11 protein-coding genes are annotated in these 12,114 nt (G+C 60.8%); 1 reads left to right on the top strand and 10 read right to left on the bottom strand.

All coding sequences use genetic code 11. The annotated features are described in order from the left end of the window. The 6 genes from VL202_RS04160 to VL202_RS04135 form a co-directional block, all read right to left on the bottom strand. Positions 1 to 379: caspase family protein (locus VL202_RS04160; RefSeq protein WP_325462909.1), on the bottom strand; the 379-nt coding region annotated here is incomplete at its 3' end. Further along, on the bottom strand, positions 379 to 1,911 hold the full coding sequence (locus tag VL202_RS04155; RefSeq protein WP_325462908.1) for a caspase family protein: 1,533 nt from the start codon (positions 1,909 to 1,911) through the stop codon (positions 379 to 381). The genes VL202_RS04160 and VL202_RS04155, both read right to left, overlap by 1 nt. 2 nt (positions 1,912 to 1,913) lie before the next feature. After that, positions 1,914 to 2,810 (bottom strand): OmpA family protein, encoded by an 897-nt coding sequence (locus VL202_RS04150; RefSeq protein ID WP_325462907.1) that lies wholly within the window; start codon positions 2,808 to 2,810, stop codon positions 1,914 to 1,916. Between the two features lie 76 nt (positions 2,811 to 2,886). Further along, the gene (locus VL202_RS04145; protein WP_325462906.1) at positions 2,887 to 6,141 is read right to left on the bottom strand and encodes a c-type cytochrome; all 3,255 of its coding nucleotides are present in this window, start codon (positions 6,139 to 6,141) and stop codon (positions 2,887 to 2,889) included. Positions 6,142 to 6,189: 48 nt separating this feature from the next. Continuing rightward, complete coding sequence (locus VL202_RS04140; protein ID WP_325462905.1) at positions 6,190 to 7,449, bottom strand: ferredoxin reductase family protein; 1,260 nt, start codon at positions 7,447 to 7,449, stop codon at positions 6,190 to 6,192. Positions 7,450 to 7,636: 187 nt separating this feature from the next. Continuing rightward, a complete protein-coding gene (locus tag VL202_RS04135; RefSeq protein ID WP_325462904.1) occupies positions 7,637 to 7,846 on the bottom strand; it encodes a hypothetical protein in 210 nt (69 codons plus the stop codon). Between the two features lie 88 nt (positions 7,847 to 7,934). Between VL202_RS04135 and VL202_RS04130 the strand changes: the two genes are divergently transcribed. Further along, entirely contained in the window at positions 7,935 to 8,555 is a 621-nt protein-coding gene (locus VL202_RS04130; protein ID WP_325462903.1) for a GntR family transcriptional regulator, read from the top strand. 86 nt (positions 8,556 to 8,641) lie between these two features. Here the strand turns inward: VL202_RS04130 and VL202_RS04125 are convergent, their stop codons facing one another. The 4 genes from VL202_RS04125 to VL202_RS04110 all read right to left on the bottom strand — a co-directional run bounded on the left by VL202_RS04125 (position 8,642) and on the right by VL202_RS04110 (position 12,114). Then, on the bottom strand, positions 8,642 to 9,454 hold the full coding sequence (locus VL202_RS04125; RefSeq protein WP_325462902.1) for a ferredoxin--NADP reductase: 813 nt from the start codon (positions 9,452 to 9,454) through the stop codon (positions 8,642 to 8,644). 146 nt (positions 9,455 to 9,600) lie between these two features. Continuing rightward, complete coding sequence (locus tag VL202_RS04120; protein WP_325462901.1) at positions 9,601 to 10,098, bottom strand: DUF934 domain-containing protein; 498 nt, start codon at positions 10,096 to 10,098, stop codon at positions 9,601 to 9,603. Positions 10,099 to 10,111: 13 nt separating this feature from the next. Further along, complete coding sequence (locus VL202_RS04115) at positions 10,112 to 11,785, bottom strand: nitrite/sulfite reductase (protein WP_325462900.1); 1,674 nt, start codon at positions 11,783 to 11,785, stop codon at positions 10,112 to 10,114. A 14-nt stretch (positions 11,786 to 11,799) separates the two neighbouring features. Continuing rightward, positions 11,800 to 12,114, bottom strand: coding sequence for a DUF2849 domain-containing protein (locus tag VL202_RS04110; protein ID WP_325462899.1), 315 nt, complete (start codon positions 12,112 to 12,114; stop codon positions 11,800 to 11,802).

Below are 12,114 nucleotides of genomic sequence, written 5' to 3'. Positions count from 1 at the left end.
CGTCCATCCCGTCCTCCTCGTCACCGCTCACGTCCTTCACCTGCAGACCGTGGCCTGAAAAAAACACATAGATCCGGTCGCCCGGCGCCGTTCCGGCCACCAACCATTCATCCATCGAGTGCAGGATCGACGCCTTTGTCGCCTTCTCGTCGGTCAAAACCCGGATCGATTCCGGATTGAACGACAGTGTGTCCGTCAACAGCGCATGGATCGCCTTCACGTCATTCTTCGGTCCGTGCAGGAACATGTCTTCCGGCAGGTTCTCGTAGGTGCCGATGCCGATCAGCAAAGCCCGATCCTCCGCCCGCGCCACAAGCGGCTGCGCGGCGAGAAGCGTCAGGCAGGACAAGACTCCCAGGGCGGTTCGCAAGGCGGCCATCAGAGCTTCTCCCGGGTGTAGAGCGGCTGGATGGCGACGCTGGTATCGGTGCCGTCGAGCCGTGTCGACAGGAGCTGCAGCACGGCCGCCGCATCGACATTCTTGCTTGCCAGGGCCGCACCGATCGCATCGACCGGCTCATTGGTGGAAATGACGATCAGATGATCGGCACCGAAGGGTTCGACCACCTGCAGGTCCGTCAGCTTGAATTCCTGGCTTGCCGTGCCCTCCGCCTGCATGTCCAGCAGCTGCACCTGGCCGGTATTGGCGAGATTGAAGACCACCATGTTCTTGTAGCCCGAGGCCGGCGCATCGAAGGACATGCGGTCGCCGGCGGCATAGATGTCCTTATCCGGCGTCAGAGAGACGACACCCGGATTCTGGCTGGCCATTGCCTTCAGGAAACCCAGCAGGATAAACTTATCGACAACCCCCTGGATCATGCCGGCATCGATATGCTCGCCGGCGACGTCTCCGTTGGGGGTGTAGAAGATGCCGCCTGCCGCGTCCCAGCGATAGGGCACGCCGCTGCCACCGGTATTCGCGGGCACGAGATCCGAACCGCTCACCGTCAAAGCCAGCTTGCCGTCCCATCCGGTTTCACGCACCGACTTGTGGGTCTTCTCCGCCGGGTTGGCGGCGATGGCGACGCTGCGTGTCAGTGGCATCACCACTTCGTCGTCGGATCGCGGCAGTTGCGGCACGAAATTCGGAACCTGCAGCGCCTCCGACTGGTGCTTCACATTGGCAAAGACATAGTCTTCCAACTCGACCCGGGAGAGCGTCCCGTCGCCGTTGCGATCGGCCGCCCCCTCGACCGAGCGGGCGAAACTCCAGCTGAGCGCGCCGCGCGCCTCGCCGTTGATGATCACCTCGGGCGAGGGCTGGCTTTCGAGCGAGGCGGCGAGAACCGTGACCTGCCGGAAATCCGCTTCCTTGATCGAAGCACCCGACACCGCCTCTGGCGACGGCGCCGGCAGCTTGACAGTGACCGCATGGGCAAGCCGCGTCTTGCCCGAGAAGGACCGGCTCATGCCGCCGGAATGGCAGCTGTCGGAGACGAACAGGACATGCACGCCCTTGGCCTCGGCTTCCGAAAACCAGGCGTTCAACTCGTTGTCGACAATGATTTCGTTGTCGGTCTCTTCTGCCCGCTCCCGGTCGAAGCCCGGCAGTTGCAGAAATTCGTCCAGCCCGTCTGCCTCGTCGCCGGCAACAAGCTCCGGCATCTGCGCGCCATGGCCGGCATAGGTGAAGACGATCGTGTCGCCACTCTGAGCGTCATCGACGAAACCGGTCCAGGCGGCACGAATATCGTCCTTGCGCACAGCCGCATCGAAGAAGGTCGCGATCCGGTCGACCCCGGCACGCTGCAGGGCGCTTTCAACATCCCTGGCGTCCTTGACGGCACCGTCGAGGCTGACTTCGTAAGGATAGACATCGGCCCCGACGACGAGCGCAAAGGTTCTGGCACTGACCGCGCTGAACGGTGCGGCTGAAACCAGCAGAGCAAGGAGAAGACCGCGCAGCATCGTCAGTTCTCCACATCCACTTCGACGCGCCGGTTCATCTGGTTGAGCGTTTCCTCATCATAGGCGCTGGCATCGTCCGCCTTGAACGGCTCGTCCTCGCCCTTGCCGATCGTCTTCAATTCACCCGCATAGCCCTCGGTAACAAGATACTCAGCCAGGGCCTCGGCACGTTCCAGCGAAAGAATGCGATTGGCTTGGGCGGCACCGACAGGATCCGTGTGGCCGATCAGCGTAATGAATTTCGGCTTGACCGATTTCAGGCACTCCGACAGGTCGTTGGCGGATTCGAGGCCTTCCGGCGTGAACTCCGCCGTGCCGAAGACATAGCGCACCGGCGTCGCCTTCTTCTTCAGCGAGACGCCGCGGTAGCTGACCTTGCATGCACCGCGCATGGCAAGCTTGACGGGTCTCGGCGCGGCAAGCCGCATCTCGGTCGCCATATGATCGAGCCGGACGATGTATTTCTCGTCCGGCGCCATCCAGCCGGGTGTCAGCACCTCGTTGGATGCATCCTCCAGCGCCAACTGGTAGAAGCGCGCGGCGGCCTCGTAGTTACGACGATCGCGGTTGATATCGCCAAGCGCATCGAATACCTGCCAGGGCGCCGCGTTGCTCGTGCGGATCGTTTCGAGTTCCGTCTCGAAATCCACGAGATTGGCACCCTGCCCGACCGCCGCGACGATGCGGTTGAACGAAGCCAGCGCCGCCACACGGTTGACCATGGCTTTGTCCTCGGCACTGCAGCCTGGCGTATCGCCAGCGGCGATCTGCCTGGCGAGCGCCTCATTGCCGCCATTGGTGGCCTCGGCAACGCGCGAAAGCGCATCGCAAGCAGCCGACACCGGACCGGCGGACATCAATGCGAGCAACGTGGCGGCAAAGCCGGTCTTCATTTTCATCGCGCTGTTCCTCATGCCATTCCAACCGATTGACGAAAATGTGCGGCCGGCGACCAAACGGCGGCCGGCCGCAACATTATTGCTTGATCTCGAAGGTCACGACCTGAAGGCCGCTCGCTCCCTTGTCCTCCTCGGCCTTCTTGGCCAGGTTGATCGCCAGCCCGCGCGTCGGCGGCATATGCGATTCCGCTACCAATTGGCGCGCCCGTTCGACCGTCAACTTCTGGTCGCCCAGACCACCTTCTCGACAGAAGGCGATCATGGTCTCGGCCGGAGCCGGCGTGTCGAACGTGAGATTACCGGTTCCCGGCTGCGGAATCTGGCGTTTTTCTCCCGCCTGCAAGGTCGTATTGCCGATCATCGCGTCCGGGACGACCTCGACATTGCCGGTTTCCTCGACATAGAGCACCTGCAACTCGCAGGCCTTGTTGGAGCTCAGTTCGAATGTCAGTTGATCGCCAACCTTCGCCGTCGTCGAGCCGACATGCAGTGCCAGTTCGAGCTTGGTGAAGTCCGTCGGCTTTTCCTGACGATAGGCCGGTGTCGCCGCGACGATCGTCTCGGCCTTGACATAGTCCGGCTGCGCCGACTGGCCGGCGACGTTCTGAAGCTGATCCGTCGCGGCCACATGCACCGTCGTCGTATCGAGCGGCTTCAACTGCATCAGCGGATGCAGCAGCAGGGGAAATTGCTGCTCGACCTCGGCGCGCGGGACGGTGCCCCCAGCTTCGAGCGTCGTCACCCAATCGATCCCCAGCCGCAACGTATCGACATCCTCGACCCGCTTGATCGCCGCGGAGAACTGATCCGGCGTCATGTCGAACTCAGCCGACAGGGCGTCGAAATCGAGTTCGTCCTCATACTTGTCGGCGAAATAGCTCACCAGTTCCGCGTTGCCCGGCGCCTGCATGCTCTGGGCGCTGCCATCCGGCGTCGGCTCAGTCACCTTGAGCTTCACCAGTGCCTCGACGAAGCGCTGGCGATCCTTGTTGTAGGCAGCGTCGAGCTCCTCCTGCGGCACGTACATGTCGAGCAGCACCGATTGCTGATCCTTGGTGAACAGCGTCGAGGTCTGGATATGCTCGCGCAACTGGTCGCGTTTCGACAGGATGCCGTTGGCATGGCAGTCGAAGCAGGAACGTGCATTGACGATTTCCACGCCCTTGCCGATCGGCCGCTTGCGGAAAGAGACGATCGACGTCGGACCGATGTCCAGTTGCTTCCCCTCCGCCGTCGACAGGTAATAGCCCTGCAGGCCGTTCGGAAGGGAAAAGATCATTTCACCACCGTCATGCTCGAAAGCTGTCAGGCCGCTGTCGAACGGTTCCAGTTCCTTCGGGCCTTGCGGGAAGCGTTTCAGGACTTGGCGCCCGACATCCCCACCGAAATCGTAGGATTTCCAGTAGTAGCCGCCGAAGGGCATATCGTGCCGTTCCAGCATGCGGTTGTGGTCGGAAACACCGGACGAGCCGTCCGCAAACCCGGCACGAAGCACCTGGCGGCGGCGGATATTATCATCGACATCGATCTGGAAGCGCTTTTCCAGTTCCCGGATATGGGTCGGAAGCCGCATCAGCCGGTTATAGATCTTCGGCTTGGCCGCATTGGCCATGAACCAGTCGATGCGCATGATCGGCAGAACCGTATCGGTTTCCTTGGTCAGCGCCAGTAAGGAGGCGTCGCTGCCCGCATCAATGCCGTAGAAATATTGTGAGATCAGGAAATTGTAGTCGTCGGACGTCCATTGGAGATCACGGAGATCGACGCGAACCATCAGGCCGTTGGTGCCTTCGACCTCATGTGGAAGCACCAGTTGCGGACCATAGGACAGCGAGTTCAACAGCTTCTTGAACCCGCCGGCCAGCACGTCCATGCGCTTCATGAAGGTTTTGTCTTCCTCGCAGCCCATCATGCCGTTGTACTGGTTGCGATAGGAGAAATAGCGCATGTACTGCCGGTCGAGGTCCGGCACCGTGGAAATGTCCTTCAGTCCGGCCTCGATGAAATCGCGGTAGGACAGCATCGGCCGCGTCCGGCTCGGCTTGCTGGCGGCGGTCTGCGGCAGGTCCGACTGGCTAAGCGAGTTGATCCAGTCCTCGAGGCTCTTCACTTCCTCGGCTGTCGGACGTTTGCCAAGCGGCATGCGACCACTGGTCACCGAGGTGAACAGGCGCGACTTCGACGCATCGCCGGGAACCACGAAGGCGGCGTCGGCGGCGATCGAGGTCAGGTCGCCGGCGGGATAGCTGCCTTGCGAGCTTTCACCCGGGCCGTGGCAGTTGCGGCAATATTTGCCGATGAACGCATCGGCCTGCATCGCAAGCGCCGCATTGTCACCCGACAGAGCGGCCGCCGGCGTGCTTTCCTTGCAGACGGCGGTCGCCGATTGCGCCACCGGTTCCGGCGGCTTGACCTCGCGGTCGGCGAGGAAAGCGTAGATCGCGGTGCGATCCTTCTCGGTCAGCGTCGAAAGCCCATGGGCGATCTCGCGCATGACCGGGTCGGTCAGCGGTGCGCCCGACAGTTTCTTGCCCTCCTCGATCAGGCCGACGGTGAACACCTCCGGAGAGGCAAGACCACCAATTCGCGCCTTGGTAATGTCAGGCGCCACTGCGCCGGTCAGGCCCTTTTCACCGGCATAGGCGTTGTCCATGTCGAGGCCGTAGGTGGTGGTGCGCGGCGTGTGGCAATCGCCGCAGCCGCCGACATTTTCCACCAGGTAGCGGCCGCGCTCCATCTGTGTTTCCTCGAGCGACTGGTATTCCGGCACGTTGAAATGGCTGCGCTTCCACAGCGTGATCGTCGTCTGGCGGCTAAACGGGAATGCGATCTCATGTTCCTGGGAAACCGCGTCGGATTGCACCAGCGTGTCGATATAGGCCTTGATGTCGAGCACGTCCTCCGGCTTCATGCCGCCATAGGCGGTATAGGGCATCACGGGATAAAGATTGTTGCCGTCCCGGTCGATTCCCTGCATCACCGCGTTGAGGAATTGCGCATTGCTCCAGCCGCCGATGCCGTTGGCATGGGGCGAAATGTTCGGCGCAAAGAACTTGCCGATCGCCGTATCCATTTCCAGGCCGCCGGAGAGAAGCTCGGTATTGCTGCCCGAACCATGGCAGGCGCCGCAACCGGAAGCGTTGAACAGATATTTTCCGTTCTCGGTGTTCGCCTTGTAGGTCGCATAGGCATCGTCGGAAAAGGCATCGCGTGCCGAGGCCGCCCCCGGACAATGGGTAAAGGCCAGCACCATCGCGGCAGCGGCTACGAGATGGCGCGACAGGCTACGGCTGTTGATCATTTCTGCAGGCAATCGACCGAACATGCGCATGGCTTGTTCTCCTTGCTTTCTCAAACGACAAAAATATGCGACGCACTGTTACCGGAACTCGAACTGCTCGAACTCGACCCGCCTGGGTCTCTTGCCGAGGTCCTTCAAGCCTTTTTCAATGGCTTTTCTCAAAGGCGACGGGCCGCAGAACCAGAGGTCCGCCCCTGCCGGATCGACTGTGCTCGATGCGGTGAGTTTCGCGGCATCGAGACGTCCGTCGGTCTTGGAATCATGCAATGTAAAACTGAAATTCGGGAGTTTTTCCGCCTGCGCCTCGAACGTCTCGAGGCCAATGGCCTCGCTGCGATCGCGCACGCAGTAGACCATGTGAATGTCCTGGCCCTCGTCGCCCTTGAGGCGCCCGGCCATGGCGAGGAACGGCGTCACGCCGATACCGCCGGCAAGCCAGATTTGTTTCTTGCCGCCGCGTCGATGGTTGAAATGACCATAGCCGCCTTCCAGCTTCAGGCGATCACCGATGGCAATGCCTTCCCTTAGAGCTTTGGTATAGTCGCCGAGCGGCTTGATGGCGAAGCGGACGACGCCATCATCGTCGATCCCGGCGATGGTAAAGGGATGCGGCTCCCGCAGACCGGGCTTGTTCACCCGGAAGAAACCGAACTGGCCAGGTCTTGCCCGTAGCGGCCGGCGAACGGGACGCGCCGAAATGATCGTCGCTCCATCATGGCGCGTCACGTCGAACACTTCGTAGGCGCGCGTGCGCAGCCAGGGGAAAATCTGGGTATAGATATAGCTTGCCGTCCCGATCATCGCGAAGATGTTGAGATAGGTGGCCAGCATCGCCGTGCCGTCATAGGGACGCTTGATGAACGTCTGGTGGAACGCCACCATGATGAACAGAATCCCGATGAAGCGATGGGTCAGCCGCCAGAAATGATAGGGGACCTCGATTCTGGTCTTCGGGATGATCTTGACGATACTGAGGATCAGCAGTGCCACCAGGCCGTAGAAGGCATATTCGCCCGCCTCGGCGGCCAGTTTGTTCAATCCGCCGGTCAGAGACAGACCCTTGAAATCGGGCGTGATGAAATAGTGCACGAGAATGAGGATGAGGACGGTGATGCCGACCCGGCGATGTGTCTGGTAAATCCGGTCGAGGCCTCCGAAAAGGCGCTCCACCAGCGGCGGACGGGTTGCCATGAAGAGCGCGATCCCCATGCCGGTAAATGCCATGGACGAGGCCATCAGCGAAAAGGTCGTTTCCGCATTGGTGTGGCTGACCGCGGGCACGGCCAGAAGCCCCGCAAGTCCAATCAGCGACCAAACAAGAACAGCACCCGCGCTCACAAGACGTTCCTCACCATTTCCGCATTTGCCGGATTCCCCGAGACGAGACTGGCAAGCCCCCGAAGCTTCGTCAACTGCTATTGTAGAGCATACGAACAAGCGACCGGCATTATTCGCGAGACCCAAGATTTTGTGTTTGTTCGCAAATTTTCCACGATCCAGAATCACACAAAGCCGCAACCCTGAATCAATCCAATCCCCATCGATTAAGCTTTTCGCGTGTTTTGTCGGCGAAGGGACGATCTGGATGGCGGCGGATAAAGCGTTCGTAGTCTTCACGCGTGCGCGTCTGGAGCACTCGGTCATATTCAGATTGAACGGCGGCATCCCTGTCCGGCAGAGGAAGGAGCATCTTGTTCCCATTGACAGGTTTCGTCCCCGCAAGCAGTGCAATCACGAAGCGGCTCGCGACGCTGATATATCAACATTCTTGCCAGTCGCCTTCGCCTGTGACAGTATGTGATATATCACTGTCCGGAAAAAGCATGACGACATCATCCTCACAGGCGCATCTCGCCTACCTCGCGCTGGAAACCAGCATCGTCACGCTCAAGCTGAAGCCCGGCTCGCTTGTCACCGAAAAGCAATTGATCGATCTGGCCGGCCATGGACGCACGCCGGTGCGTGAAGCCATCCAGAAGCTGGAATGGCAGGGGCTGATCGCCGTGCGCCCGCGCGTCGGCCTTCAGATCACCCTGATCAAGCCGGATGACCATGCGCATGTCATGCAGGTGCGCCGCAAGCTGGAGCCCCTCGCCGCCGCCCTTGTCGCGGAGCACGCCGATGCCGAGGCGCGCGCCGCCATGGTCGAATGCGCGCAATCGATGACCGCCTGCTCGATCAACGCCGACATGGAAGGCTTTCTCGCCGCCGACAAGGCCTTCGACGAAATCATGGAAGGCGCCTGCCCCAATACGTTCCTGACCTCGACGCTGGCACCGCTGCAGACCCATGCCCGCCGTCTCTGGTTCAGCGCCGCCTCGACCCAACGCATGGACCGTTCGGTCGACCTGCACGTCAAGGTCATCCGCGCCATCCACCAGGCCGACCCGACGGCCGCCGCTATGGCGATGGAAAACCTCATGGACTATCTCGGCGAGAGGTAGCGCAACAGCCCTGCCCTTTCGCAAGGCATCAAAACAAAACGGGCGGCCCATGAGCCGCCCGTTTTGTTTTTTGCTACCGAAAAAGCTTAGCCGACGAACGCGCGTTCGATGACGAATTCGCCGGGCTTGCTGTTGGCGCCTTCGCTCAGGCCGGCGGCCTCGAGGATTTCCTTGGTTTCCTTCAGCATCTCGGTCGAACCGCAGATCATGCCACGATCGACAGCCGGGTCGAAGGCCGGCAGGCCGAGATCGGAAAACATCTTGCCGTCGCGCATCAGGTTGGTGATACGCCCCTTGAACGGATAATCCTCGCGGGTCACGGTCGCATAATGGCGCAGCTTGTCGCCGACCAGTTCGGCCAGGAACTCGTGATTGCGGATTTCCTCGATCAGGTCGAAGCCATATTTCAACTCGGCCACATCGCGGGTCGTATGGGTCAGGATGACTTCGTCGAACTTCTCATAGGTTTCCGGATCGCGGATCAGGCTGGCAAACGGCGCAATGCCGGTACCGGTCGAGAACATGTACAGGCGCTTGCCCGGTGTCAGTGCGTCGAGCACCAGCGTGCCCGTCGGCTTCTTGCGCATCAACACCTGGTCGCCGGGCTCGATACCCTGCAGATGCGATGTCAGCGGACCATCCGGAACCTTGATCGAGAAAAATTCGAGTTCGTCGTCCCAGGCGGGGCTTGCGATCGAATAGGCGCGATAGATCGGCTTGCCATCGACCATCAGGCCGATCATGGCAAACTCGCCCGAACGGAACCGGAATTCGGTCGGGCGCGTCATGCGGAAGCTGAACAGGCGGTCCGTATAATGCGTGACCTTTGTCACGGTTTCAGCGAACACGCCGGCGGGCACGGTCGGGGCAAAGTCTTCGATCTTGGCAGGAGCATTCATCTCGGCGTCCGGTCCTGTAATGAAGAGTAATTCGTTCAGGTATGTTCAGGTATCAGCGAGATATTCCAAAAGGCACTGATTTGGAAGCAAATCCGTTCCAATTATAGCGCCTTTTGAAGATTGTGCGGTAATTTCGTTCGCAGACCTCAGGAGACCCGGCGCCAACTGTAGGATTTCGCGTCCGTCGAGGGTTTTGCCGTCGGCTGGTAGTGATTGTCTATGCCGGGAAGCCGTCCTTCCGCAAGGCGCTTCAAAGCCGTTTCATTGGTTACGGCAAAACTGTCGACACCACAGCGCAGCATCAGCGGCACCTGGTCGATCAGCACATCACCGACGGCGCGGATTTCCTTGCCGTATCCGAGGCGGGCGCGCAGCAGCGAGGCATGGCTGAAGGCACGTCCATCGTTGAAGGCCGGAAACGCCACCGCGACCAGCGACAGTTGTTCGAGGAATGGCTGTAGCCGCGTCACGTCGTTGGCCGGCGTGATGAGAACGCCAAGACCGCTTTCGCCCGAGGCGGCCTTTTCGATGAAGGCCTCGATGCCGAGAATGGCCTTTTCGTTCGAGCCGGCCTTGGTTTCCTCGGTCTCGACAACCCAAGGATCGTCCGTCACGAAGCCGGTTTCTTTCCAGATCTTGGTCATGTGTCCCGTATCCTTACGCCGCTTCCTGAGCATTGCCGCCATAGAGCGCATCCTTGAAAGGCTGCGGTCCGACGCGGCGATAAGCGTCGAGGAAAATTTCGGAGGTGTCCTTGCGCAGGCCGAGATAGACATTCACGATCGTCTCGATCGCATCCGTCACCTTTTCCGGCTCGAAACCCCGACCGATGATTTCGCCGATCGAGGTGTTCTCGTCACCCGAGCCGCCGAGCGTGATCTGGTAGAGCTCGGCGCCCTTCTTCTCGACGCCCAGAAGGCCGATATGGCCGACATGGTGATGGCCGCAGGCATTGATGCAGCCAGAAATCTTGATCTTCAGCTCGCCGATTTCGGCCTGACGGTCGGGATCACCGAAGCGGGTGGAAATTTCCTGCGCCAGCGGGATCGAGCGCGCATTGGCGAGCGCGCAATAGTCCAAGCCGGGACAGGCAATGATATCCGTGATCAGGCCGGCATTGGCGGTCGCCAGACCGATCGCGACGAGACCGCGATAGACGGCTTCCAGATCGGCCAGCGCCACATGCGGGAAGATCACGTTCTGCTCGTGGCTGATGCGAATTTCGTCAAACGCGTATTCTTCCGCCAGATCGGCGATCGCCTCCATCTGGCTGTCGCTGGCATCGCCCGGAATGCCGCCGATCGGCTTCAGCGAGATCGTCACCATGCCGTAGTCGGGGTTCTTGTGCGGCTGCACGTTCTGCTGCACCCAGCGGGCGAAATCCGGATCGGCCTTCTTCCAGCCGGCAAGATTGGCCCAGCCTTCGGGACGCTGGTCAAGCGGCGGCAGCGCGAAGTATGTGGAGATCGCCTGGACATCGGCCTCCGGCAGCTTGAGCTCGGTGTTCTTCAGTTGCAGGAACTCCTGCTCCACCTGGCCAGCCAGATTCTCGACACCGGTTTCATGGACGAGGATCTTGATGCGCGCCTTGTACTTGTTGTCGCGGCGGCCATGCAGGTTGTAAACCCGAACGATCGCCGTGGTGTAGGACAGGAGATCTTCCTGGGGCAGGAAGTCGCGGATCTTCTTGGCGATCATCGGGGTGCGCCCCTGCCCACCGCCGACATAGACGGCAAAGCCGATGTCTCCGGCCTCGTTCTTCTTCAGGTGGAGACCGATGTCATGAACCTGAATGGCCGCGCGATCACGCTCGGCGCCGGTGACGGCGATCTTGAACTTGCGCGGCAGATAAGAGAATTCCGGATGAACGGAAGACCACTGGCGCAGGATCTCGGCATAGGGACGCGGATCGGCGACTTCGTCGGCGGCAGCGCCGGCGAAATGATCGGCGGTGACATTGCGGATACAGTTGCCGGAGGTCTGGATCGCGTGCATCTCGACGGAGGCGAGCTCGGCGAGGATATCCGGCGTATCCGACAGTTTCGGCCAGTTGTACTGGATATTCTGGCGCGTGGTGAAATGGCCATAGCCTCGATCGTACTTGCGGGCGATATGGGCCAGCATGCGCATCTGCTTGCTGTTCAGCGTGCCATAGGGAATGGCGACGCGCAGCATATAGGCATGGAGCTGCAGGTAGACGCCGTTCATCAGCCGCAGCGGCTTGAACGCATCCTCGGCAAGCTCGCCGGAAAGACGGCGCGTCACCTGATCGCGAAACTGCTCGACACGGTCGGCAACGAAGGCATGGTCGAATTCGTCGTAACGGTACATCGGTCTTCTTTTCCTCAAGCCGCGTGGACGGGGCCGCTCAGGCCCTTGTAACCAGGCGCATAATCGATCGTCGGCCCCTCGGCGCGAACGCGCTCGCGCAGGCGCAGCGGCCGCAGCACGCCGTCCACTTCTTCAATGTCAATCACGTTGACGTCAACCACCTTATTATCCGCGAATGCAGCTTTTCCGGTGGCTTCAAGGGCCGTCACGGCCTCGGCATGGCGCGCGACAAACGCATCCTGCAGGGATTCCACCCACTGGCCGGAGGCGTCTAGCCAGACGGAAATGCCATCGGACAGGCGGTTTGCGGTCAATACCTTGTCGGCCAT

Source organism: Pararhizobium sp., assembly GCF_035497515.1.
In the GTDB taxonomy this organism is placed as follows: Bacteria; Pseudomonadota; Alphaproteobacteria; order Rhizobiales; family Rhizobiaceae; genus Pararhizobium.
This window is presented reverse-complemented; position numbering and strand designations above follow the sequence as displayed.